General features: G+C 40.2%; 25 protein-coding genes and 3 tRNA genes. 7 read left to right on the plus strand and 21 right to left on the minus strand.

The genetic code is table 11. The features are described 5' to 3' along the window. Positions 1-355 precede the first annotated feature (355 nt). The 11 genes from rpsQ to rpsJ are packed head-to-tail and all read right to left on the minus strand — an operon-like array spanning position 356 to position 5319. Positions 356-613 carry a 30S ribosomal protein S17 gene (gene rpsQ / locus H5115_RS17445; RefSeq protein WP_002957888.1) on the minus strand — a complete coding sequence of 86 codons (258 nt, stop codon included), beginning with the start codon at positions 611-613 and terminating at the stop codon, positions 356-358. Further along, positions 613-804 (minus strand): 50S ribosomal protein L29, encoded by a 192-nt coding sequence (gene rpmC, locus H5115_RS17450; RefSeq protein ID WP_002957889.1) that lies wholly within the window; start codon positions 802-804, stop codon positions 613-615. Before rpmC ends, rpsQ begins: the two co-directional genes overlap by 1 nt. After that, positions 804-1217, minus strand: coding sequence for a 50S ribosomal protein L16 (gene rplP, locus H5115_RS17455; RefSeq protein WP_002957890.1), 414 nt, complete (start codon positions 1215-1217; stop codon positions 804-806). Before rplP ends, rpmC begins: the two co-directional genes overlap by 1 nt. Positions 1218-1229: 12 nt before the next feature. After that, positions 1230-1931: a 30S ribosomal protein S3 gene (gene rpsC / locus H5115_RS17460; protein ID WP_002957891.1), complete on the minus strand. Its 702-nt coding sequence runs from the start codon at positions 1929-1931 to the stop codon at positions 1230-1232. Positions 1932-1942: 11 nt separating this feature from the next. Beyond that, positions 1943-2275, minus strand: a complete 333-nt coding sequence (rplV, locus tag H5115_RS17465; RefSeq protein ID WP_002957892.1) for a 50S ribosomal protein L22 — start codon at positions 2273-2275, stop codon at positions 1943-1945. A 13-nt stretch (positions 2276-2288) separates the two neighbouring features. Further along, positions 2289-2567, minus strand: a complete 279-nt coding sequence (rpsS, locus tag H5115_RS17470) for a 30S ribosomal protein S19 (RefSeq protein WP_004588689.1) — start codon at positions 2565-2567, stop codon at positions 2289-2291. Between the two features lie 15 nt (positions 2568-2582). Further along, on the minus strand, positions 2583-3407 hold the full coding sequence (gene rplB, locus H5115_RS17475) for a 50S ribosomal protein L2 (protein WP_002957895.1): 825 nt from the start codon (positions 3405-3407) through the stop codon (positions 2583-2585). Between the two features lie 15 nt (positions 3408-3422). Next, entirely contained in the window at positions 3423-3725 is a 303-nt protein-coding gene (gene rplW / locus H5115_RS17480) for a 50S ribosomal protein L23 (RefSeq protein ID WP_002957896.1), read from the minus strand. Beyond that, on the minus strand, positions 3722-4327 hold the full coding sequence (rplD, locus tag H5115_RS17485) for a 50S ribosomal protein L4 (RefSeq protein WP_002957897.1): 606 nt from the start codon (positions 4325-4327) through the stop codon (positions 3722-3724). Before rplD ends, rplW begins: the two co-directional genes overlap by 4 nt. A 17-nt stretch (positions 4328-4344) precedes the next feature. Beyond that, the gene (gene rplC, locus H5115_RS17490) at positions 4345-4980 is read right to left on the minus strand and encodes a 50S ribosomal protein L3 (RefSeq protein ID WP_002957898.1); all 636 of its coding nucleotides are present in this window, start codon (positions 4978-4980) and stop codon (positions 4345-4347) included. Between the two features lie 27 nt (positions 4981-5007). Then, the gene (gene rpsJ / locus H5115_RS17495; protein ID WP_002957900.1) at positions 5008-5319 is read right to left on the minus strand and encodes a 30S ribosomal protein S10; all 312 of its coding nucleotides are present in this window, start codon (positions 5317-5319) and stop codon (positions 5008-5010) included. A 417-nt stretch (positions 5320-5736) separates the two neighbouring features. Here rpsJ and plsB point away from each other — a divergent pair, with 417 nt between their 5' ends. Next, a complete protein-coding gene (plsB, locus tag H5115_RS17500) occupies positions 5737-8175 on the plus strand; it encodes a glycerol-3-phosphate 1-O-acyltransferase PlsB (RefSeq protein WP_182756545.1) in 2439 nt (812 codons plus the stop codon). A 20-nt stretch (positions 8176-8195) separates the two neighbouring features. Here the strand turns inward: plsB and tesB are convergent, their stop codons facing one another. Further along, complete coding sequence (gene tesB / locus H5115_RS17505) at positions 8196-9053, minus strand: acyl-CoA thioesterase II (protein ID WP_002957902.1); 858 nt, start codon at positions 9051-9053, stop codon at positions 8196-8198. Between the two features lie 77 nt (positions 9054-9130). Between tesB and H5115_RS17510 the strand changes: the two genes are divergently transcribed. Both H5115_RS17510 and H5115_RS17515 read left to right on the plus strand, forming a co-directional pair. Further along, complete coding sequence (locus H5115_RS17510) at positions 9131-9589, plus strand: EVE domain-containing protein (RefSeq protein ID WP_024605623.1); 459 nt, start codon at positions 9131-9133, stop codon at positions 9587-9589. A 69-nt stretch (positions 9590-9658) separates the two neighbouring features. Further along, positions 9659-10693, plus strand: a complete 1035-nt coding sequence (locus tag H5115_RS17515; protein WP_182756547.1) for a cytosolic protein — start codon at positions 9659-9661, stop codon at positions 10691-10693. A gap of 36 nt (positions 10694-10729) precedes the next feature. Here H5115_RS17515 and H5115_RS17520 read toward each other — a convergent pair whose 3' ends face one another. Both H5115_RS17520 and H5115_RS17525 read right to left on the minus strand, forming a co-directional pair. Then, the gene (locus H5115_RS17520; protein WP_182675765.1) at positions 10730-10927 is read right to left on the minus strand and encodes a PLDc N-terminal domain-containing protein; all 198 of its coding nucleotides are present in this window, start codon (positions 10925-10927) and stop codon (positions 10730-10732) included. Next, positions 10927-11994: a potassium channel family protein gene (locus H5115_RS17525; RefSeq protein ID WP_182756549.1), complete on the minus strand. Its 1068-nt coding sequence runs from the start codon at positions 11992-11994 to the stop codon at positions 10927-10929. The genes H5115_RS17520 and H5115_RS17525 overlap by 1 nt, the downstream gene beginning before the upstream one ends. A gap of 168 nt (positions 11995-12162) precedes the next feature. Here H5115_RS17525 and H5115_RS17530 point away from each other — a divergent pair, with 168 nt between their 5' ends. Then, on the plus strand, positions 12163-13473 hold the full coding sequence (locus H5115_RS17530) for a short-chain fatty acid transporter (RefSeq protein ID WP_182756551.1): 1311 nt from the start codon (positions 12163-12165) through the stop codon (positions 13471-13473). A 55-nt stretch (positions 13474-13528) separates the two neighbouring features. On the opposite strand, the gene H5115_RS17535 is transcribed toward H5115_RS17530, so the two are convergent. Next, complete coding sequence (locus H5115_RS17535; protein ID WP_182756553.1) at positions 13529-14545, minus strand: site-2 protease family protein; 1017 nt, start codon at positions 14543-14545, stop codon at positions 13529-13531. Between the two features lie 166 nt (positions 14546-14711). On the opposite strand from H5115_RS17535, the gene H5115_RS17540 reads away from it, so the two are divergent. Beyond that, the gene (locus H5115_RS17540; protein WP_182756555.1) at positions 14712-15923 is read left to right on the plus strand and encodes an EAL domain-containing protein; all 1212 of its coding nucleotides are present in this window, start codon (positions 14712-14714) and stop codon (positions 15921-15923) included. Positions 15924-15955: 32 nt separating this feature from the next. On the opposite strand, the gene H5115_RS17545 is transcribed toward H5115_RS17540, so the two are convergent. Then, the gene (locus H5115_RS17545) at positions 15956-17032 is read right to left on the minus strand and encodes a hemolysin family protein (protein WP_002957910.1); all 1077 of its coding nucleotides are present in this window, start codon (positions 17030-17032) and stop codon (positions 15956-15958) included. Between the two features lie 84 nt (positions 17033-17116). On the opposite strand from H5115_RS17545, the gene H5115_RS17550 reads away from it, so the two are divergent. After that, positions 17117-19612 (plus strand): S9 family peptidase, encoded by a 2496-nt coding sequence (locus tag H5115_RS17550; protein WP_182756557.1) that lies wholly within the window; start codon positions 17117-17119, stop codon positions 19610-19612. Between the two features lie 216 nt (positions 19613-19828). Continuing rightward, positions 19829-20533 carry a response regulator transcription factor gene (locus H5115_RS17555; protein WP_002957913.1) on the plus strand — a complete coding sequence of 235 codons (705 nt, stop codon included), beginning with the start codon at positions 19829-19831 and terminating at the stop codon, positions 20531-20533. Here the strand turns inward: H5115_RS17555 and H5115_RS17560 are convergent. The 5 genes from H5115_RS17560 to H5115_RS17580 form a co-directional block, all read right to left on the minus strand. After that, on the minus strand, positions 20530-22041 hold the full coding sequence (locus H5115_RS17560) for a YifB family Mg chelatase-like AAA ATPase (RefSeq protein WP_002957914.1): 1512 nt from the start codon (positions 22039-22041) through the stop codon (positions 20530-20532). The genes H5115_RS17555 and H5115_RS17560 overlap by 4 nt on opposite strands. Positions 22042-22075: 34 nt before the next feature. Then, positions 22076-22690 (minus strand): trimeric intracellular cation channel family protein, encoded by a 615-nt coding sequence (locus H5115_RS17565; RefSeq protein WP_002957915.1) that lies wholly within the window; start codon positions 22688-22690, stop codon positions 22076-22078. Between the two features lie 383 nt (positions 22691-23073). Beyond that, positions 23074-23150, minus strand: a tRNA-Met gene (locus H5115_RS17570). 62 nt (positions 23151-23212) lie between these two features. Continuing rightward, positions 23213-23289, minus strand: a tRNA-Met gene (locus H5115_RS17575). A gap of 80 nt (positions 23290-23369) precedes the next feature. Beyond that, positions 23370-23446, minus strand: a tRNA-Met gene (locus tag H5115_RS17580). Between the last annotated feature and the right edge of the window lie 35 nt (positions 23447-23481).

The following is a 23481-nucleotide window of genomic DNA, read 5'->3' on the forward strand; positions in this document are numbered from 1 at the left end:
CATAGTTTTCATAGTTTTCATAGTTTTCATAGTTTTCATAAAATAATACCAATTCGCTTAATTAAGTGATCTATTTTGAGGCTGGAAAAACGTGTTGATAGGTAGGCAGAAATTCGCTATTTAGTTGTTCTCGGCAATTGCTCCTGCATTGCTCTACCTTCTGCATCCATGCAGTCGTAAATGAGCATTTTTTAAAGCAGGTAGCGACACGTTTAGCCCCGCAAAATGATTAAGTATTATTGCGGATTGGTATAAGTCCTAAATGTATAAACACGTTTCAGGACAAGGCAGTTCCAGAAAACAAAAAGCCCCGGCTAATGCCAGGGCTTTTTTACAAAACTAACTTAATTAAAAATTAAGCTTGTTTTGGACTAGAAATAACGTCTACTAAAGTCCAAGATTTATTCTTAGAAATTGGTGCGCATTCACGGATAGTAACTACGTCACCCGCTTTTGCTGTGTTATTTTCGTCATGTACGTGTAACTTAGTCGTACGTTTAATGAATTTCCCATAGATTGGGTGCTTCACATAACGTGCGATAGCGATAGTGAAAGATTTTTCCATCTTGTCGCTGATTACACGGCCTTGAAGAGTACGAATTTTATCGCTCATTATTGACCTGCCTTCTGGTTAATAACTGTTTTTACACGCGCGATATCGCGGCGTACTGTTCTTAGCGTGTGTGTCTGAGCTAACTGACCAGTGCTAGCTTGCATGCGCATATTAAATTGCTCACGAAGTAGTCCTAGAAGTTCAGCATTAAGCTCTTCTACGCTTTTATCTTTTAGTTCGCTAGCTTTCATCACATTACCGTCCGAGTTACGAAAGTTGTTTTGAATGGCAGTTTACGAGCAGCAAGGTCAAACGCTTCACGAGCAAGCTCTTCTGAAACACCTTCCATTTCGTAAAGTACTTTACCAGGCTGAATTTCAGCAACCCAATATTCAACAGAACCTTTACCTTTACCCATACGAACTTCAAGAGGTTTTTCTGTAATCGGTTTGTCAGGGAAGACACGAATCCAGATTTTACCTTGACGTTTCACGTGACGCGTCATAGCACGACGAGCTGCTTCGATTTGACGAGCAGTCATACGGCCACGGCCAGTTGCTTTCAATCCGAAAGTACCGAAGCTTACTTTGTTACCGTTTTGCGCTAAACCGCGGTTGCGGCCTTTGTGCATTTTACGGAATTTTGTACGTTTTGGCTGTAACATTACTCGCTACCTCTACTTAGCACTTTTCTTGGCTTTCTTTGGTGCGCGTTTAGCTGGCTTCTCTTGCTCTTGTACTAGTGGTAAACCACCAATAACTTCGCCTTTGAAGATCCAAACTTTAACACCAATGATACCATAAGTGGTTAAGGCTTCAGAAGTTGCGTAATCGATATCAGCACGAAGAGTATGTAGAGGTACACGACCTTCACGATACCATTCTGAACGTGCGATTTCAGCGCCGCCAAGACGACCGCTAACTTCAACTTTAATCCCTTTAGAACCGATGCGCATTGCATTTTGTACCGAACGCTTCATAGCGCGACGGAACATAACACGACGTTCTAGTTGAGAGGCAATGCCGTCTGCTACTAGTTGTGCATCTAGTTCTGGTTTACGTACTTCAGAGATATTAATCTGAGCAGGTACACCAGCGATTTTAGTTACCGCTTGACGTAATTTTTCTACGTCTTCGCCTTTTTTACCGATAACAACACCCGGACGAGCCGTGTGAATTGTTACTCGGATTGATTTTGCTGGACGCTCAATAACGATTTTAGACACAGAAGCCGTTTTTAATTCCTTAGTAAGGAATGTACGAACTTTGTGATCGCCAAAAAGCTGTGCAGAGAAATCTTTTGAACTCGCGTACCAGGTAGAAACCCAAGGTTTAGATATACCTAGGCGAATACCAGTAGGATGAACTTTTTGTCCCATTACTTATACTCCTAGCTATCTGAAACCATAACAGTGATATGGCTTGTACGCTTAAGGATGCGATCTGCGCGTCCTTTAGCACGAGGCATAATACGTTTCATTGTAGGACCATCGTCCACAAAGATCGTTGTTATACGAAGCTCATCAATGTCAGCACCTTCGTTATGCTCTGCGTTAGCAATAGCAGACTCAAGTACTTTCTTAACTAATACAGCCGCTTTCTTAGGGCTGTACGCCAGGATTTCTAGTGCGCGATCTACAGGTAACCCGCGGATCTGATCTGCAACTAGACGTGCTTTTTGCGCCGAACCAGAGGCGAATTTATGTTTAGCTAATGCTTGCATTTATCTTCCCCTCTTATCGTTTCTTCGCTTTCTTATCCGCAGCATGGCCACGGTAAGTGCGAGTTGGTGCAAATTCACCTAGTTTGTGACCGATCATTTCGTCAGAAACGAAAACTGGTACGTGCTGGCGACCATTATGGACAGCAATGGTCAATCCGATCATGTTAGGTATGATCATTGAACGACGGCTCCAAGTTTTAATTGGCTTTTTCTCACCGCTTTCCAAAGCTTTCTCTACCTTCTTCAGCAAGTGTAGGTCTATAAAAGGACCCTTCTTGAGAGAGCGTGGCATGGCTATTCCTCAATATTACTTAGTACGACGACGTACTATAAATTTATCCGTACGCTTGTTCTTACGCGTCTTCGCACCTTTAGTCGGTTTACCCCATGGAGACACAGGATGACGACCACCAGATGTACGACCTTCACCACCACCGTGTGGGTGATCTACCGGGTTCATGGCAACACCACGAACTGTCGGACGAATACCACGCCAGCGATTTGCACCTGCTTTACCAAGTGAACGAAGCATATGCTCAGCATTGCCTACTTCACCTAGAGTCGCACGACAATCAGATTCAACTTTACGAACTTCGCCTGAACGAAGACGTAATGTTACATACTGACCATCACGAGCAAGGATTTGAACGTATGCACCAGCAGAACGTGCGATTTGAGCACCTTTACCTGGTTTTAATTCTACGTTGTGAACAGTCGAACCTACAGGCATATTACGCATTGGTAATGCATTACCAGGTTTGATTGGTGCATCAACACCAGACTGGATTGCATCGCCAGCTTTTAAGCCTTTTGGTGCGATAATGTAACGACGCTCACCGTCTGCATATAATACAAGAGCGATGTTTGCGCTACGATTTGGATCGTATTCTAAACGTTCAACAGTGGCTGGAATGCCATCTTTAGTACGTTTAAAATCGATTAAACGGTAATGTTGTTTATGACCACCACCGATATGACGAACCGTAATACGACCATTGTTATTACGACCACCTGATTTAGAGTTTTTCTCTAAAAGTGGTGCGTATGGCTTACCCTTATGTAGATCAGAGTTAACCACTTTAACTAGGTGACGACGGCCCGCAGAAGTAGGCTTACACTTTTGAAGTGCCATAATTCTATCCCCTTATTACTCGGCGCCGCCGACAAAGTCTAGCTCGCTGCCTTCTTTAAGAGTAACGTAAGCTTTTTTCCAGTCGCTACGACGACCGAAACGTGCGCCAGTACGTTTTGTTTTACCCTTAACGTTAAGTGTGCGAACACCCGTTACTTCTACTTCAAAAAGCTTCTCAACTGCTACTTTAATTTCAGCTTTAGTTGCGTCATTTACTACTTTAAAAACAATAGTATTGTTTTCTTCAGCAGCAATTGTGCTTTTTTCAGAGATATGTGGAGCAAGGATCACTTTTAAAAGACGTTCTTCGCGAATCATGCTAGCGCCTCCTCAAGTTGCTTAACAGCAGCGGCTGTAATAAGTACCTTATCGAAAGCAATTAAGCTTACAGGATCGATACCAGCTACATCACGTGTGTCAACCTTATAAAGGTTACGTGCCGATAAGAAAAGATTTTCATCTACTTCTTCAGTCACGATAAGAACATCTTTAAGCTCAAGTTCTTTAAGCTTAGCAACTAGTTCTTTAGTTTTTGGTGCTGCTAGAGCAAAACTTTCAACAACGATTAAACGCTCTTGACGAACTAATTCAGATAAGATGCTTTTAATCGCACCACGGTACATTTTACGGTTTACTTTTTGGCTGTGGTCTTGTGGTTTAGCTGCAAAGCTAACGCCACCTGAACGCCAAATTGGGCTACGGATTGTACCGGCACGTGCACGGCCAGTACCTTTTTGAGCCCATGGTTTTTTACCACCACCGCTTACTTCAGAACGTGTCTTCTGAGCACGAGTACCTTGACGAGCACCTGCTGCGTATGCAACAACTACTTGGTGTACTAATGCTTCGTTAAACTCACGTCCAAAAGTAGCTTCAGAAACTTCAAGACCGCCAGAAGCGTCTTTAATTGCTAATTCCATCACTAAATCTCCAGGACTTATGCTTTAACAGCTGGTTTAACGATAACGTCACCGCCAATAGCTCCAGGTACTGCACCCTTAACTAAAAGCAAATTACGCTCAGCGTCAACGCGAACTAGTTCTAAGTTTTGAGTCGTTACACGCTCAGCACCCATATGACCGGCCATTTTCTTACCTTTAAACACCTTACCAGGTGATTGGTTTTGACCGATTGAACCAGGAGCACGGTGAGATAGAGAGTTACCATGTGTCGCGTCTTGCATGCTGAAATTCCAGCGCTTAACACCACCTTGGAAACCTTTACCTTTAGAAGTACCGGTTACGTCAACCTTGTTGATTTCGTTGAATAATTCAACAGTAAGCTCAGCGCCTACTTCAAAATCGCCTTCACCACCGTTAAGGCGGAATTCCCACAGACCGCGACCCGCTTCAACACCAGCTTTAGCGAAATGACCCGCTTTAGCTTTGTTTACACGACTTGCTTTTTTAGTGCCTGCGGTTACTTGAAGCGCGTTATAACCGTCTGTTGCGTCAGATTTGATCTGAGCAATGCGGTTAGGTGTCGCTTCAATAACTGTCACAGGGATAGATACACCATCTTCAGTGAAGATTCGTGTCATACCCACTTTACGACCGACTAGACCTAATGCCATTTTCCTAAAACCTCTCTAATCTTTCGATTAACCCAGGCTGATTTGAACATCAACACCAGCAGCAAGATCTAAACGCATAAGCGCGTCTACAGTCTTGTCAGTTGGTTCTACGATGTCTATCAGACGTTTATGGGTGCGGATCTCGTACTGATCACGCGCATCTTTATTAACGTGCGGTGAAGTTAGTACAGTAAAACGTTCAAAGCGTGTAGGTAGTGGGATTGGACCACGTACTTGTGCGCCAGTGCGTTTCGCAGTTTCCACGATTTCTGCCGTTGATTGGTCAATCAAACGGTGGTCAAAAGCTTTTAGGCGAATACGAATGCGTTGATTTGACATTCTTAACCTCAATATAAAGAGCATATAAAAGAGCATAAAAAAACGACCGAAACAATCTTAAAACTTAAGATGCCGGCTGTTTGATTATATCTACGTTGAGTTCCAAATCGGAACTCCTGTTTATTAGCTTGAAATCCAAGCTTAATTTATCCTTTCTAATCCCCAGAGGAATTTTGAAAGCCTGCGTATTATAGAGGTATTGGTGATAAATGCAACAACTATTTAGAAACAATGTAATGAATACTAATTTGATTAAATATGCGTCCATACATGTTCAATAGCTATACTTGAACTAATGCTTTTGATGCTAGTCAACAAACAACTAAACATCTTAATTGCGCAAACTAAGGGATTTTTAGATATTATGGTATCCTGTTGCGCTAATTTTGCCCTTAATACTCTCAATATGGTGAGTCGATGCGTATTTTTAATTATTGTTTAAATGTTATGTCTGCTGGATTTAGTCGCTTATTTGTGAAAAGCAAAGTGCTGCCAGAAAATCCTATTAAACAGTATGATCTAAACCCTGAGTACCCTACATTTTACATAGTGCGTTTAAATTCACGTTTTGATTTAGCCGCGCTGGCGCATGTTTGTAAAAAGAATGGCCTACCTAGCCCAACAGAAGAGCAAGTGCTAGGGACTCAAAATTTAGACCGTTTTATTGGTATTAAAAATCCTCCACCGTTATTTGGTGATGAAGCAAAACCAACCAATGCTTTAGCCCAAGGCAAGCAAATTATTGAGTACTTAATAAAAAGCGGTCAGCAAAACGTACAAGTGGTGCCTGTTACTATTTTATGGGGGCGCGATCCAGGTAAAGAAAAGCCAGGACTACGTACTTTAATTACACACTCTCTTACTCCAAGCTGGTTTAGAAAGTTTTTTGTGGTGTTATTTTCAGGTCGCGATAACTTTATTCGCTTTAGCCAACCACTCGACTTATCACTTTTAGTCAATGAAAAAGCCGATGTAAGTGAGTTACCTCATAAATTATTACGCGTAGCGCGTGTTCACTTTAAGCGCCAAAAGCTAGCTGCTACAGGCCCTAAAATGCCATCTCGTGAGCAATTGTTTAATTCATTATTAGCGTCACCTACTATAAAAAAAGCAATTCAAGATGAAGCTAACGCTAAAAACATTAGCCAAACAGAAGCTCGTCAAAATGCACTTAAGCTACTTGATGAAATAGCCGCTAATTACTCTGAAGCAATGATACGTGTGGCCGAAAGGTTTTTAACTTGGTTATGGAATAAGCTTTATAATGGTATTGATATTAAACACGCCGAACAAATTCATGAACTAACAGATAAAGGGCATGAAATAATTTATATGCCTTGTCATCGCAGCCATATGGATTACTTACTGCTTACTTACTCTATTTATCATTTAGGTTTAGTACCTCCGCATATAGCTGCAGGTATAAATCTTAACTTTTTCCCTGCCGGAGGCATATTTAGACGCTCTGGTGCGTTTTTTATTCGCCGTTCATTTGCAGGTAATAAACTTTATTCTGCCATATTCAAAGAGTATTTAAGCCAACTGTTTATTAAAGGTTACTCTGTTAAGTTTTACACGGAGGGCGGTCGAAGCCGAACAGGTCGTTTACTTCCGCCTAAAACGGGTATGCTATCTATGACATTACAAGCAATGCTACGCGGAATAGACAGACCAATATCTATTGTTCCTGTTTACATTGGCTACGAGCACGTCATGGAAATTAACACCTACCTTAAAGAGCTGGATGGTAAAGATAAAAAAGGCGAATCTATATTTGGTATTTTTAAGGCAATCAAAAACCTTAAAAACTACGGTCGTGGTAATTTAAACTTTGGCGATCCAATCTCTATTAACCAATACTTAAACGATAACCAACCTGATTGGCGTGATTCAATACACCCAACTGACGTGCAAAAGCCACAATGGTTAGCACCACAAGTAACTAAACTTGCCGACCAAGTAATGGTTAAAATTAATAATGCAGCGGCGCTTAATGCGGTTAACTTACTAGCGATGATATTGCTGGTTAACGATAAACAAGCATTGAGTAAACCAAAGCTATTAGCTCAGCTTGATTTTTATCTGCGCTTACAGCGTGATGCAAGCTACAGTAACAAAGTAACTACACCAGACGAAACTCCAGAGCAATTACTAACGCATGCATTAAAGCTTAATAAGTTTGAAGTTATCAGTGATGAGTTTGGCGAAATTATTACGATTAGCGATAAAGAAAAAGTACTGTTTAATTACTACCGAAACAATATTTTGCACTTGTTTGCAGTACCAAGCTTAATTGCACTACATCTATTTAAACAACACAGCACAACTATTGCTCAATGCCAGCAACTTGTAAAAACGTTTTATCCGTTGTTTGCTAAAGAGTGGTATTTACAGCCTCTTGATGAAAACTACATAACGTGTATTTTAGCTAATTTTGCCGATCAAAATTTAATTGAGTTTGATGGCAATAACATTCATATAACAAACGGTAATGACTGCCTAGCTAAGCTTGAGATGCTTGGACGAGCACTTAGCTTCACTCTGCAACGATACGCTATTGTGATTGGTTTTATTCAAACAAGTGATGGCATTGAAAAAGCAGAGCTTGAAAGAGAGAGCCAAGTACTCGCACAACGTTTAGGTACACTGCATGGTATTAAAACACCTGAATTTTTTGATAAAAAAGTACTTGTTAGTTTTATCGAAAACTTACGTGGTGAGTCGTTAATAACAGAAGGTGATGAGGGCTTAGTAGGCAGTACACAACTTTGCGAAACCTATGCACACCTTAAAACATTACTGCCAGCACGCGTCTGGCAGTCAATCAGCGATATAGTTCAGGATCAGTGTAACTAGCAATACATTTACTGAGAGGGTTAGCGCTGGCGCATAACCCCTTCTTGCATTGTTGAGGCAACTAAGTTGCCTTGGCGGTCAAAAAACTGCCCGCGTACCAAACCACAACCATTGCTCGCACTTGGACTATCAATTGAATACAAAATCCAATCATCCATTCTAAATGGACGATGAAACCACATTGCATGATCAATAGTAGCTACTTGCATATTTGGCTGCATAAACGATACACCATGAGGTTGTAATGCAGTTGGTAAAAACTCAAAGTCAGACGCATACGCTAATAAGTAATTGTGGATACGCTGATCGTCTGGCATTTCACCATTAGCTTTAAACCAAATATGCTTTACCGGCTCCATAACTTCTGGTTTAAACGGGTTATGAAAAGTAACCGGTCGCATTTCAATCGGCATTTCACGAGTAAACTTATTACGGATGACTTCAGGGATATGTGAAGCGTTATCTTGATAAAACTCAAGCGATGAACGTAGTTCTTCAGGTGCGGGAACATCAGGCATTGTCGCTTGATGCGACAAACCATTTTCTTCCCCCTGAAACGACGCTGTCATATAAAAAATAGGCTTACCGTACTGAATCGCTTTTACTCGGCGAGTACTAAAGCTCTTTCCATCGCGAATAGTTTCTACATCATAAACAATGGGTTTAGCTGGATCGCCTGGGCGTAAAAAGTAAGAATGTAATGAATGAACTATTCGCCCCTCAGGTAGAGTTTCTTTGGCAGCAGAAAGTGCCTGCCCCATAACTTGACCACCAAATACAGCACCAAAGCCTAAATCTTGGCTTTGCCCTCGATATAAACCTTGCTCAATTTCTTCAAGTGTTAACAACGACAATAAATCATCTAATACTTGGCTCATTATTTCTTCCTCATTACCCTAGTATGCAAATGATACTATACAATAGTGGGAAGTAAATCTTTGTTAGGAATACTGTTATGGCTTACTGGCTATTTAAAACTGAACCCGATGCGTTTTCATTAGATGACTTAAAAAACGCACCCAACCAAACCACGCTTTGGGAAGGTGTGCGTAATTACCAAGCACGAAATTTTATGCGTGACGGCGTCAAAGTCGGTGATTCAGTAATGATTTATCATTCAAGCTGCAAACACGTGGGCGTAGCCGGCATTGCCGAGGTTACAAAAGAAGCTTACCCAGACCCTACTCAATTTGATTTAAGCAGCGACTATTACGATGCAAAAGCCACCAGCGATAAACCTCGTTGGGTTGTTGTTGAGGTTACTTATCAAAGCCATTTAAAAAAATTAATTAGCCTTAAAGATATAAAAGCTAATGACAATATTACTGAAATCGCACTTAAAAAGGGCGGACGTCTATCAATAATGCCTGTTACTAAAAATGACTGGGATGAAATAATCAAAATGGCGCAGTAATATTCTTTCGGTTTGACCTAATTTCATTGAGTTTGATATGATCCGCGCCGACTTATAGCTGGAGGATTAATGAAATTACTGTATTGGTTAGATGAATGGTTAACTCTCCCGCGCAATGAGCAACAAACTCGATTACCCATGACGGGTAGTGATTTACTCGGCGATGTATTTGTTAAGTATGATTTTGTTGACGTGAATAAGCCCCTGCTTTTTACTTTCTCTCCTGCTGGTACTAATGTGCAAGAACAAGATCTCAATTCTGATTTTGCACCTTGGGGTTATCACCTAGCTCAAAAACAAAACGTAAATGTTATCGCTTTTCAGCACTTAGGTAAGAGTAATTGGTTTCGTAATCGAAATTTAATCTTTTTTCTGGAGCAATTATCAACATTACTTACGCCGTTTAATTGCCGATTAGGTTACGGTCTAAGTCGTGGTGGATTTGCTGTTGGCGCTTTTGCTAAGTTATTAAAACTAAACCAAGTATTGTTCTTCCATCCGGTAAGTACTAAAAATAAAGAGTTAGTGCCGTGGGATGACCGCTCTAGTACCGATATAGCTCAGCAGTTTGATTGGCAGCAAGATTATCACGATCTAGATTTAGGAGATGCCCAAGGCTATATTATTTACGACCCAACTAATCGTATAGACCGAATGCATGCTAAGCGCTATAAGCAGCTAACTCACTTACGGGTATTTGGTATGGGACATGGCACACATGCCACATATTTGAATAAGTTTGGATTTTATAAGCAAGTAGCCGTCGATTTCATTCAACATCAGCAAATCGATATTGCACAGTTTCGTTTGCAAACAAAAACGTTGCGCTTAAAAGAAGACTATTATCAAAGCCTCAATACAGCTAATGCAGACTCCCCCCATCGTTTAGCATTATTGAGTACAGCGCATAAAATTTTAGCTGATGAAAAAGAAGTGTATGTACAAGAGCATCAAGCAAAAATTGATATTCAGCCATTAATCGATGTTGCCCTTAAGCATCAAGATGAGCATCCTAATGATGCCATTCAGTTATTAGAAGTTGCTCAACAACTTGTACCTGACGATCCTTTAATTGAGCATAAAATTAAGCAACTAGAAGAGTAGTTACGCCAGTAAAAGCGGCTATAAAGGCCAACTACTCTATTTGACCTTTTTCTTTTTGTGCCCATACTTGGGCACAATGGCAAAGTACATCATTAACCCTAACCAAGAAAATATAATTATTCCCATTAGCCAGCCATTTTTTTCATGACCCTGTGTACGCTTACTGTTGAGTACAATAACAACAGGTAATATATAAGCACTTAAAACAACAATTAAAAATACAACTTCATTCATTATTTTTCTAGACTCAACCAGTCAACTTCACTACTTAATACTCGATCTACCGATATATAGTGCAAAATATCGCCTTCACTTACTTTGTAATCTAATGGTGGATTCAAATCCATATTTTGCGCACTTAAATTATGGGCAACACCCAACAGTATTGCATCATGTTCAAGCTTAAAATGATGAAACAAAGTACCAAACTCCATATCTTTGCAGCCGCTTGGTATTTTCAAACTAAATTGTGTATCGCCGTGCAAAGTAGATAACAGCTCCTCTTGCACCCGGCTCGAACCTGGATCTTGCATTGAGCGTACGAGTATCTCAGCTGATTTTGCACTACTACACTCTACATTTTGGCAATGCTCTAGCATCATCTCAACTTTGGTTTCATCTAAAAAGTGAGCGCTTATATGGCAATCATCTTTTACTAAGCGACTAATGCGCAGGGCTGTTGTGAATGTCTGATCGTCATCTTGACCATCAATAATCACCTTATCAGCACTACGAATAGCAACTCGCTCTAGCTCAACTAAATTAGTGAAGCTCGTTAAACGTGCAAAATCAACGCTTTCGTTAGCTAAAAAAGGATGATCCATTTGCTCTGTTACCGCGAGTAAAATACGACGATCAGTACGTTTCGTATCTGCCAAAATGTAATCAATCATCTTCTTTGTACGAGTGTCGTGCCAACCAAAAATAATAATATGGTGGTTACTGTGGGCAAAGTTTTTATCACCAGTCATAGCGCGCCTAATTAAGTAAGTAACAGTTTGTCCTGCTTTTCCTAGCAAAACACCAAATAAAGCTAAACCAAATGGAATTTGTATTAATGCAACCACCCAACGACCAAGATCAGTAGTTGGGCTAAAGTCACCATACCCCACTGTTGATGTTGTTACTGTGTAATAGTAAAAAAAGGTAGTAAGCGAGGTTAACGCTTTCTCATTCGCTATAAATAGTAAGCTCCATGTTAATAGCATATGAGTCAAAATAGCTAATGCCACTGCTTGCCAACTCAACTGATCTATATGAGCGCGAACAAGTAACGCTAGCCTTTTAAATATCACCGGCATAATACAAAGTCTTCGTTATAAATTATCTATAAACAGTACGTTACTGTAAGCGATGCTTTTAAGCAATGTTTAAGCTTTTAACCGCAAATATTAGACTAAATGCTGTTTGCCAATGGTGATTTTTCATGATTAATTAGCGTTAAAATAATAACCAAAACAGTTGTGCTTATGCTTAATAAAATAGCCACGCCCTTTACTAAACTTGTAGAGCGCTACCTTCCCGACCCTTTTATATTTGTAATTTTACTTACAATAATTACGCTTGTCAGTGCGAGCTTATTTACAACCACAACTAACATTGAAGTATTACAAGCGTGGGGAGGAGGGTTTTGGAACTTATTAAGCTTTGCTATGCAAATGCTTCTGGTGTTAGTTACAGGCTACATGTTGGCAAGTACGCCACCTATAAGTAAGTTATTAGAAAAACTAGCAACATTTGCAAGCACTGCACCTAAAGCAATTATATTAGTCACGCTTATTTCGCTTTTAGCGAGCTGGATAAATTGGGGATTTGGCTTAGTTATTGGTGCCCTTTTTGCCAAGGCAATTGCTAAACATACTCGTGTTGATTATCGATTATTAGTAGCCAGCGCTTACTCAGGTTTTGTTGTATGGCATGGCGGATTAGCCGGTTCGATTCCTTTAACTATCGCAACCGAAGGTCACTTTTCAGAGGCCAGCATTGGTATTATTAGTACAGAGCACACTTTATTTGCGGGCTTTAATATAGCCATATTAGTAGGCTTATTCATTATTATGCCGCTCGTTAATCGCTATATGCTGCCAAGCGAGCAAGAAAGCGTATATATCGACTCAACTCTTTTAGAAGAGACAACACCTAAGCCCACAACAATAACCAGACCCGCCCAACATTTGGAACAAAGTAAACTACTCGGTATGACAATTGGCTTATTAGGTTTGGCATATTTAGGTTATTACTTTTTTATTGCTGGCGGAAACTTAAACCTTAATAGCGTTATTGCCGCATTTTTGTTCTTAGCTATTACACTGCATCAAACACCCCATAATTTACTTAATAGCCTGCAACAAGCAATTCCAAGTGGTGCGGGTATTGTTATTCAATTTCCTTTTTATGCCGGCATCATGGCGGTAATGGTCGATAGCGGATTAGCGCAGCAAATATCGCGTGGTTTTATTGCCGTTGCAGATGCTGATAGCTTGCCATTTTTTAGTTTTATAAGTGCAGGGCTCGTTAATATGTTTGTACCCTCTGGCGGTGGCCAATGGGCTGTACAAGCACCTATTGTAATACCTGCAGCACAAGAGCTAGGTGCCGATATGTCTCGCGTTGCAATGGCCGTTGCATGGGGCGATGCGTGGACTAACCTAATTCAACCTTTTTGGGCATTACCCGTCCTTGCTATCGCAGGCTTAAAAGCAAAAGATATTATGGGGTTTTGTGTAGTGCAGCTATTTGTAACTGGGGTTTTTATATCGCTGGTATTGAGCTTTTATTAATTTTTAACGGGCTGTAACAAATATTACAGCCCACTTTTACCTAGAACGATAAATACTAGCTCGATAAAATAGTCATCGGCAGGCTCAATATTGGATTTTCTGAATCGGCAAAGTGCATCATTACAGCTACATGCCCAGCTACTACAATTGCATACATAACCGCTGAAAAACCTTGGCCATATTTATCTAGTGGCATTAAATGGGAGTAATGTCGGCCTCGCCATTCAAATACAATTTCCAGCGCACCTACAAACAAAAAGAATACCAGTAACATTAAGCCAAATGTGTAGCTCAGCCATAAACCAAACAGTACACCGAGTAAACATACACTTAGGCCAATCCATGAACGCATTGAAAAGCTGATACTTTTTAATACATGCCCGCCATCAAGCGGCAAAATTGGTAACAAGTTGAATAAATTTAATAACGCGCTAAGAACCGCCACACCTGCAAATATTTCCATCTCGGTGGCGTAATATAAAACGACACCCAACACCGAGGTAATTAAACCAAATGCAGGCCCCATTAATGATATAAAGACATCTTGCCAACGGGTTGTTATTTTATCGTCACTTACAGCAAGCCCTCCAACAAACGGGATTAAGTAAATACCTTTGGTTTTTATGCCAAAGTATTTCATTGCTCGTACATGGCCGTACTCGTGTACGACTAAGCAACCAATTAGCATTAGTCCAAATTCAATACTAAATAACCACGCATAGCCTGCAACAGAAGCCCCTGCAAGCACTACTTTAATTACCTTAGCGCTTTTAAAAAGCTTAAAACCTAATGCAGCTAGCCCTAAAAAGCCTTTTTTAGGTGACCCATTTGTAGGTGCTGGCAACACAAGTTGTGTTGCAAATTGATCATCTACAAAAAGCGAAATGCTTTGCTCTTCGACTGCCCCCGTATCGATACCTATTTTTTTGTTGTCGTAAGTAAACTGATAGTAGTTTTCACGAGGGTTATCAAAGGTAATGGCTTGTTGCGCATGAAATACCTGCACAATTTTTTGCCCAGACACCATAAGCGAAAATGGTTGCTCGGCTAAAGTAAGATCTATTCTTATCATAATTAAGACCGTTTAAAACAATGGCGCTAGTATACCTAATCAGCTCAAAAACACGAGGGAAGGTGCTAGGTAACTATTTTCAAAATAAAAGCATTTGATACTGACAAAATAAAAAAACACTACTACTTTTATAGTAACTCCAAGCGATACATTGAAAGGGATAACAGTGAAGAAGATAGTGCCTAATATTTTAGTTGTTGACGATTCAAAAGCAATTTTGATCGTTATGGAAGCTATACTTAACGAATTGGGTATGTCCAACACTATAACTACGTGCCTGAATGCAAAAGAAGCGCTTGAAAAAGTTAAAGAGGATATCAACTACTTTGATGCTATTTTTACTGATCTCAATATGCCCGAAATGGACGGCATGGAATTAATCCGCCACTTAGGAGAGCTACATTATCAAGGCGGTATAATAATTATTTCTGAAATGGACCATAAAGTTATTAGCTTAGCTGCCAATCTCGCGAAACAACATAACGCTCACCTCATTGGTAATATTTCAAAGCCAGTGCAACTGTCTCAGGTTAGTAGGTTACTTACTAAAGTGGCGCAATTAAACAGCCACACTTTATTAAAAGAGCCAGCCATTTCAAAAGATGAGCTTATTGATGCATTAAAAAACGATGAAATAACGCCTTTTTATCAACCAAAAATAAACGCTGATAACAATAAAATTGAAAGCGTTGAAGTGTTAGCGCGTATTTTATCAAGTAAAGACGACAATATTATTTTACCTTGCCGTTTTATAAATACTGCCGAACAACACAACTTAATTAATCAAATTACATTTTCTCTTTTTGAAAAGGCCACCAGCGAATTCAAAAATATGACAGCGCAACTAGGTCATGATTTTAAAATGGCCTTTAACTTATCGCCAACCCAGCTCGATGACCTAAACTGCCCTAATAAATTACTGCTTATTTTAGAATTAAACCAACTCACGCCTAGTAATATAATTATAGAAATAACGGAACAACATGCACTCTCAAGCCTCATGCAATTAGAAACACTAAATAGATTAAGAATGCACGGTTTTGGTATATCGCTAGACGACTTTGGCGTTGGCTTTACTAATATGAACCAGCTTCGAAACCTTCCTTTTACTGAAATAAAAATAGACCGTTCACTCATTAGCCATATAGAAACAGATTTATTTTCTCAAGTGGTTGTAAGTTCGTTATTTAATATTACGAATAAAGATCATTTAGATTTAGTGGCAGAAGGCGTTGAACGCCCAGAAGAGCTCGATTATTTAAGGCACTATAGAAGAAACCTAGCCATACAAGGTTTTTTATTTAGTCGCCCTAAACCACAAGACGAATTTATATCTTGGGCTAAAGATTGGCTAAAAACTGATGGCAGCCCCGCTTAAAGCGGAACTAATATTTACTCGGGGCCTGTTAGCTAATTATCACCCCGAGTGTGTTTATCTTCTTCACTAACTATATGTGCACTACTTGCTAAGCGTTTGTGCCAACGCTGCCTTGCTACTGCGCGCATATTAGTAGATTGGTCACGCTCATCTACAATCTCTAGCCCCATTAAAGCTTCAATCATATCCTCTAACGTTACAATACCCTGCACGTCACCGTACTCATCAACAACTAAGCATATATGAGTGCGCTTTGTTAAAAGTGTTTGCAGTAACGACGATACGTTCTGAGAAGTTGGTACGGTATAAATAGGCTTAATCAATTTGCTAATTTTGTAATCGGTGCCTAAGCGGTGAAATGCCAGCATAATATCGTTTTTATGCACAAACCCAACGATATCATCGGCATCTTTATCAAATACCAACACTCTAGAAAACGATGACGATCCATGTTCATTTAAATACTGATTAACTGTTAAATCTTTATGGATTTTGAAAATAACAGTTCGCGGCGTCATTAAGTCGCATAATTTTGCATGCTTAAAATGCAACAAATTACGGATAATATCAGATTCATCTTGATGTAATGCTCCCGACTCCGTGCCTATATCTGCCATTGCCTCTATCTCTTGACGAATATAGTAAGCCTCATCGTGCTTTGGACCCATTAAATTTGTTAGCTTTTGTGCAAACCATACAAAAGGCTTTAGCGATATAACTAAAAACCGCAAAGCGTAGGTAACACTTGGGGTTAAAGCTCGCCAGTAATTAGCCCCCAAGGTTTTAGGTATAATTTCAGAAAGAATTAATACGAGAAATGTCATAATGGCTGATGCAATACCTACAGCCGCATCGGAAAAAACGACAGCCGCTTGTGCGCCAACTCCCGCTGCACCTGCAGTATGGGCAACTGTATTTAAAGTTAAAATAGCAGCTAAAGGCTGATCTATATTGTTTTTAAGCTTTTCGAGCTGTTTAGCAAGCTCAGGGTGTTTTTTTCTAAGTGATGCAACATAGCTGGGCGAAATACTTAATAACACAGCCTCCATCACAGAACATAAAAACGAAATAACAATCGCCACTACCATATAAACTATCAGTAAAGTCACTTTCTCTCCTCTATATTGGATATGTGAGCATGGTAACAATACATGCTATATTTGGCCAAACTTCCAATAATAATAGGCATAATAATGAAATTTAGCGCACCATGGTGTCATCAAAATAAGCTATTTAAGTACGCAGCAGCTCTTTTAACACTTAGCAGCTTAAGCTTTGCTGCAATAGCTGCACCATTGGATAAATCAAAAATTCAGTTTATCGGCCCACTTGCCGAAGATATGCAGTTAAAGCCTTTTCAGACACCTCATGGCAGTGCGATTATTAACAACCTATTGCCACAACTACAAGTAGACACAGATAGTTTTTCTGTATTTGGGAAAAAACAAAACTGGCAACCGTTTAATAAAATCAATGCGCTCACTTTAGGTGGGTTACAGGCACTAAAATTTAATATTGAAACAACCCGCTTTACGCAAGGTACGCTTACCTTAAAAGGGATTGAGCAAGGTCAGTTATTTATTAATGGCGAACTACAAACAGGCGATAAAAATAACTATAAGTTAGCTTTAAATAATAGTACTCACACTGTTTTAATAGTAGCCCAGCAAGTAGCTAATTGGCACGATGTAACGCTTGATTTTGCACCTAAAAGCGAGGTTGATAAAATTACGCTTAGCACTTCACACATAAAACGTTTATCTGCAAAACAACTATTTGATGCCCCTATAATTAGCCAATTATCACTCGCACCTAATGCCAAGCAGTACGTTACTACCACTCGCACTTATAGTGATAAAACACAAAATCAAGCAAATACAGTTACTGTACTTAAAGATTCAGACAATCAAACGCTTTATCGCTTTGAAGCAGGCCAACCAAGTAACATTATTTGGAGTCCAGATAACCAATATTTAGTGTATTTGTTAAATGGTGAGCTTAAACAACTTAACCGTAAAAACTTCTCAATAAAAACATTAGCAAACGATTTAGAAGGAGCTAATGGCTTTACCTTTTATAACGACACCAGTCTTTTGTTTAGCTGGTCTAAATCACCTGAGAGCACTAACAGCTTAACCAAGCACTATAAAGGTCTGCAAGATCGCTGGTCGTATGCACGTTCCATCAGCCAAATTTATATGCTTGATACTAAAAGTGGTTTAACAAAAGCACTTAGCCAAGGTCCTCTTTCTTACAACCTTGAAGATTCAAATAGTAACCGTGGCAAAGTATTAATGAGCCGCCCTGTAATGGCAATGCAGGCATCAGCTCACCCAGAAACAGAGTTAGTTGAACTCGATTTAAAATCAAATAAGTTTTCATCGCTTGGTAAATTCAAAACATTTAATTTAGCCAAATACGCAAATAAAGATATTTATGTAGTTGCAGGCCCGGACTTTAAAAATGGCGCAGGCAGAGCACTACCAAAAGCAATGCTTGCTAATAACTACGACGGGCAACTTTACCTACTTACTGAAAGCGGTAAAAACGTAAAAGCACTCAGTAAACAATTCGACCCCGCTATTGGCCAACTGCACGTTTTAGAAAACGGCGATGCGCTCATTAAAGTAACAGAGCAAGACACTCAACCACTTTACATATTTGATTTAAGTAAACAGCGCTTTAAAAAGTTAAATACAGGATTGGATATTGTTGAACAATTTAGTTACTCACACGACCGCAATACCGATATTTTATTAAGTGGCACTAACGCTTTAGCACCACAACAACTAAAACGCCTGAACGTAAGTAAAAATAAAACAGATTTAATATGGGATTCAAAACCAAGTAGCTATGCAAATACACGACTCCCTACATTAGAAGAGTTTAATTTTAAAAATAAACATGGGGTTGAAATAACGGGCCGTGTTTACATTCCAAGCAATTTAGATAAAACTAAAAAGCACCCAGCGCTCGTGTATTACTACGGCGGTACTTCACCAGTTACGCGTGGTTTTACAGGTCGTTACCCGTTTAACTTATGGGCAGAAAATGGCTACGTTGTTTATGTAGTGCAACCTACTGGCGCAACAGGGTTTGGACAAAAATTTTCAGCGCAGCATGTTAATGCCTGGGGCGACTACACCGCAGACGATATTATCGAAGGCACGCAAGCCTTTTTAAATAAATACAACTATGTTGATAGTAAAAAAGTAGGTAACTTAGGGGCATCGTACGGTGGCTTCATGACCATGTTATTGGCAACTAAAACCGATATATTTAGTGCTTCAATAGCTCATGCGGGGATTTCTAATATTACCTCGTATTGGGGTGAAGGTTGGTGGGGCTACTTATATTCTGGCGAAGCATCAAAAAATAGCTTCCCGTGGAATAACCCTGAGCTTTACAGCCAACATAGCCCTGTATTTCATGCCGACAAAGTAACAACACCTATGCTACTTCTTCATGGTGATAGCGATACCAATGTACCTGTTGGCGAAAGCTTAACAATGTACACTGCGCTTAAACTGCTTAATAAGGACGTAGAGTTAGTCGAATACAAAGGCGCCGACCATCAAATTTTTGCACGCGATAAACGATTTGATTGGTGGAACACCATGCTCGCATACTTTGATAAAAAGCTAAAAAACGAGCCTCAATGGTGGGATTCGATGTATAAAAATGACTGAGCCTGAACCTTTAAAATAACGACTTAATATAGATTTATTAATAGTAGAATTAATTATTTAGCACCTTTTAATTAGTCTAAAGGTGCTAACCTCATCCTCTAATAACGTCTTATACACCTTTGAAATATTAAGTTACTTAAAACTAATAAACCCCCTTCTCAGCATTTACCTAATGGTGCTACCATACAGAGCTATAAGCATTCAAAATAAAGTACTATGGCTATTAATGTTTTATTGGTTGAAGACGATGAACTACTCGTTAAACGCATCCAAAATCACTTTGCAGATACCGAATTTACAATAGAGGTAGACCCCACTGGCGCTGATGCACTTAACATTGTAAGGCAGCGGGTAAACCTGCGCGGTGCTATATCATTAGCCATAATTGACATTGTCTTACCAAAGCGCGACGGGCTTCAGCTCGCAAAAGAATTAAACACACTGACCGATATTGGCGTTATTGTATTATCGAGTCGTGACTCCCAAGCCGATCGTATTGCTGGCCTTGCACAAGGTGCTGATGACTATATTTGTAAGCCCGTCGATTTACTTGAGTTAGAGCTTCGCATGCGCGCGCTCTATAAGCGTGTTGCCGTTAACCTAGAAGACGACGAAAGCGAAGAGTTTATAGAATATGCTGACTTTAAGCTTCATCCTGATAACCGCACATTAATTACTGCTGCGGGCGTTGAGTCACGCTTAACTGAAGCCGAACATAAAGTGCTTATTTGCTTAATTAGTAATGCAGGTAAAGCCACATCCCGTGAAAAAATATCAGAAGAAATAGGCCAGCCCGATTGGAGTCCAAACGATCGTACTGTTGATGTGCTTATTGGTCGTTTACGTAAAAAATTAAATGACGAAAAAGATCAAAAACGCATCGTTACCGTACGCGGTAAAGGCTATATGCTTTCTATTTAATACTTAGTTAATTGCGCAATAAGGCGCTCAAATGCGCGGTAATTAAGAGCTTCCTTAAGCTCATTTAAACTAATGTTTTCAGCGCCTTTTAAATCACTAATTGTACGCGCCACCTTAATTACTCTATGGTAAGAGCGTGGCGATAAAGACAACTTCTCGCTTGCTCTAGCTAAAAATTGCAACTCTGCAGGCGCAAGTTCACAGTGCACACTCATTTCTTTATTATTAAGTCTCGCATTAACCTTACCTTGGCGTTTTAGCTGCACATAATAAGCAGCCTCAACTCTTGCTCTAACCTCAGCACTGGTTTCCTCTGGTTTGGTACTTTGTAGCTCAACACTCGTTAAACGAGGTAGTTCTATTTGCAAATCAATACGGTCAATAAAAGGCCCCGACACGCGTGATAAATAACGCATAACTTGATCGGGAGTTGCCCGTTTATCAGTATGGCTCCCCGTTGGGCTTGGGTTTAATGCTGTAATAAGCTGAAACTGCGCTGGGAACTCCATTTGCCTAGCTGCACGTGAAATAGTAACCGTACCAGTCTCCATCGGCTCACGCAGTGAATCAAGTACCTTACGCTCAAACTCTGGTAATTCGTCTAAGAAAAGCACACCGTTATGTGCCAGCGAAATTTCACCAGGCTTGGGATTTGAAGAGCCCCCCACCAAAGCAACCGCTGAGCACGTATGATGCGGATTACGAAATGGCCGCTGTCGCCAATTAGTTAAATCTATGGATTGTCCAATAATAGAGTAAAGCGCAGCTGTTGAAATAGCTTCATCGTCCGACATAGTAGGCATAATTGTAGCCATTCGCTGGGCCAGCATTGATTTACCAGTGCCAGGAGGGCCTAAAAATAATAAATTATGCCCGCCAGCTGCGGCTATTTCTAATACTCGCTTGGCACCAGGCTGACCTTTCACATCGCTTAAATCGAGTAAAAAATCAGGGGCTTGAGTGCAGTCGGGGTACTCTATATTTAATGGCAAGGGTTGTTGATTAAGTAGGTCGCCCCATACTTCTTGAATAGAGCTTACGGCTTTGCGTTTAACGCCATTAACTAAGCTTGCTAGGCTGTCGTTTGCAAGAGGTAAAAAGCAGCAGCGATCTTGCTCTTTAGCAGCAAGTACCGAAGGTAAAATAGCGTTTACACCACGCACTTCACCATTAAGAGCGAGCTCACCATAAAACTCGTACTTATGAATATCAGGACACACTATTTGCCCAGAGGCGACTAAAATACCCACCGCAATAGCCAGATCAAACCGCCCACCATCTTTTGGTAAGTCGGCTGGGGCTAAATTTACGGTTATTCGTTGATCGGGGAAACCAAATTGTGAGTTTTCGAGTGCGCTACGCACCCTGTCTTTCGACTCTTTAACAGACGCTTCGGGCAGACCTACAATATGAAAAGCAGGTAAACCATTTCCTAGGTGAACTTCTACAATAACTTCAGGGGCATTTATGCCCACTTGAGCACGAGAAAATATACGAGCTAACGACATTCCTTATCCTAGTAAATGGTGTGATTACACCAGTTTAGTCAGGATATTTAAAAACGTGTAATGTGATTTGCCATTTTATAGCGGCTAAACGAAGTAATAAGGTCATTAACATGCCTAATACCATCGCCATTTCGGTTGCTAACGAAAAACTAATGCCAAGCGTATAAACAGTACCACCCGCTATACAGGTAATAGCGTAAAGCTCACCCTTTAATAGCATAGGGATCTCGCGTGCAAGCACATCTCGAATTAATCCACCAAAGCAGCCTGTAATTACAGCCATAATTACCGCAGTCATATCGGGCATACCAACAAGCTGTGCTTTTTGCGCCCCCATTACTGCAAAAAAAGCTAACCCGAACGCATCCGCTGTTTGTAAAATATAATGAGGTATCGGCTTTTGTTTATTTATAAGGCGTGTTGTAACAAATACTGAAGCGAGTATGGCAAAAAAGTAACTTTGATCGTGTAACCAAAATACAGGAACATCTAAAATTAGATCTCGCACTGTACCACCACCAATAGCAGTTACTGTCGCTAAAACTACGACCCCAAAGCCATCCATTTTTTTCTCGTACGCTAGCAAAGTGCCTGATACAGCAAACACCGCAATGCCTATTAAATCAAACCAGTGGTAAAGTTCAGTCATATTTGTAACAACCTAAAAATATTTGTGCCGTTTTAACACAAACCAAACAAGGTTTTAAGTAATAACGATTTATTTTAAGAAGTTTATAACATTTTAAAGTGTATCTCAGGGGGCGGGAGCTTGCGCTTATGAGAAGTGAATGCCTCATGCAGTGAAGATGATCTTTAACCTATAAGCTAAATCACCACATTCACCAAATTTTAGACATAAAAAACACGCTTTAAGCGTGTCATTTCATTCTTATTTATTTCAGTGGTTGCGGGAGCCTGAACTTATAAAAGGTGAACCGACGACCTTCGGGTTATGAGCCACAATATACACACCAAATTTTAGACATAAAAAAACACGCTTTAAGCGTGCCGTTTCATTCTTATTTATTTCAGTGGTTGCGGGAGCCGGATTTGAACCGACGACCTTCGGGTTATGAGCCCGACGAGCTACCAGACTGCTCCATCCCGCGCCTGAAATTTGTAGACTTGTTTAAAGTTGCTTACATTACAACTTGGCTTCCAATTAAAGAATTGGTTGCGGGAGCCGGATTTGAACCGACGACCTTCGGGTTATGAGCCCGACGAGCTACCAGACTGCTCCATCCCGCGCCTGTATATTTTAAGTATATCGACTACTTTATTTTATCTCTTAAGTTAGAGTTTACAGTAACCTCAATCCCTAAGGAAATTGGTTGCGGGAGCCGGATTTGAACCGACGACCTTCGGGTTATGAGCCCGACGAGCTACCAGACTGCTCCATCCCGCGCCTGTAATTTCTTTAAAACATTTTCGTAATATTTA

This window comes from Pseudoalteromonas sp. SR44-2, from assembly GCF_014163745.1.
In the GTDB taxonomy this organism is placed as follows: domain Bacteria; phylum Pseudomonadota; class Gammaproteobacteria; order Enterobacterales; family Alteromonadaceae; genus Pseudoalteromonas; species Pseudoalteromonas distincta.

Excerpts from the sequence above, each read along its gene's own strand:
- rpsQ (WP_002957888.1), bottom strand. The coding sequence starts at position 613 with ATGAGCGATAAAATTCGTACTCTTCAAGGCCGTGTAATCAGCGACAAG.
- rpmC (WP_002957889.1), bottom strand. The coding sequence starts at position 804 with ATGAAAGCTAGCGAACTAAAAGATAAAAGCGTAGAAGAGCTTAATGCT.
- rplP (WP_002957890.1), bottom strand. The coding sequence starts at position 1,217 with ATGTTACAGCCAAAACGTACAAAATTCCGTAAAATGCACAAAGGCCGC.
- rpsC (WP_002957891.1), bottom strand. The coding sequence starts at position 1,931 with ATGGGACAAAAAGTTCATCCTACTGGTATTCGCCTAGGTATATCTAAA.
- rplV (WP_002957892.1), bottom strand. The coding sequence starts at position 2,275 with ATGCAAGCATTAGCTAAACATAAATTCGCCTCTGGTTCGGCGCAAAAA.
- rpsS (WP_004588689.1), bottom strand. The coding sequence starts at position 2,567 with ATGCCACGCTCTCTCAAGAAGGGTCCTTTTATAGACCTACACTTGCTG.
- rplB (WP_002957895.1), bottom strand. The coding sequence starts at position 3,407 with ATGGCACTTCAAAAGTGTAAGCCTACTTCTGCGGGCCGTCGTCACCTA.
- rplW (WP_002957896.1), bottom strand. The coding sequence starts at position 3,725 with ATGATTCGCGAAGAACGTCTTTTAAAAGTGATCCTTGCTCCACATATC.
- rplD (WP_002957897.1), bottom strand. The coding sequence starts at position 4,327 with ATGGAATTAGCAATTAAAGACGCTTCTGGCGGTCTTGAAGTTTCTGAA.
- rplC (WP_002957898.1), bottom strand. The coding sequence starts at position 4,980 with ATGGCATTAGGTCTAGTCGGTCGTAAAGTGGGTATGACACGAATCTTC.
- rpsJ (WP_002957900.1), bottom strand. The coding sequence starts at position 5,319 with ATGTCAAATCAACGCATTCGTATTCGCCTAAAAGCTTTTGACCACCGT.
- plsB (WP_182756545.1), top strand. The coding sequence starts at position 5,737 with ATGCGTATTTTTAATTATTGTTTAAATGTTATGTCTGCTGGATTTAGT.
- tesB (WP_002957902.1), bottom strand. The coding sequence starts at position 9,053 with ATGAGCCAAGTATTAGATGATTTATTGTCGTTGTTAACACTTGAAGAA.
- H5115_RS17510 (WP_024605623.1), top strand. The coding sequence starts at position 9,131 with ATGGCTTACTGGCTATTTAAAACTGAACCCGATGCGTTTTCATTAGAT.
- H5115_RS17515 (WP_182756547.1), top strand. The coding sequence starts at position 9,659 with ATGAAATTACTGTATTGGTTAGATGAATGGTTAACTCTCCCGCGCAAT.
- H5115_RS17520 (WP_182675765.1), bottom strand. The coding sequence starts at position 10,927 with ATGAATGAAGTTGTATTTTTAATTGTTGTTTTAAGTGCTTATATATTA.
- H5115_RS17525 (WP_182756549.1), bottom strand. The coding sequence starts at position 11,994 with ATGCCGGTGATATTTAAAAGGCTAGCGTTACTTGTTCGCGCTCATATA.
- H5115_RS17530 (WP_182756551.1), top strand. The coding sequence starts at position 12,163 with ATGCTTAATAAAATAGCCACGCCCTTTACTAAACTTGTAGAGCGCTAC.
- H5115_RS17535 (WP_182756553.1), bottom strand. The coding sequence starts at position 14,545 with ATGATAAGAATAGATCTTACTTTAGCCGAGCAACCATTTTCGCTTATG.
- H5115_RS17550 (WP_182756557.1), top strand. The coding sequence starts at position 17,117 with ATGAAATTTAGCGCACCATGGTGTCATCAAAATAAGCTATTTAAGTAC.
- H5115_RS17555 (WP_002957913.1), top strand. The coding sequence starts at position 19,829 with ATGGCTATTAATGTTTTATTGGTTGAAGACGATGAACTACTCGTTAAA.
- H5115_RS17560 (WP_002957914.1), bottom strand. The coding sequence starts at position 22,041 with ATGTCGTTAGCTCGTATATTTTCTCGTGCTCAAGTGGGCATAAATGCC.
- H5115_RS17565 (WP_002957915.1), bottom strand. The coding sequence starts at position 22,690 with ATGACTGAACTTTACCACTGGTTTGATTTAATAGGCATTGCGGTGTTT.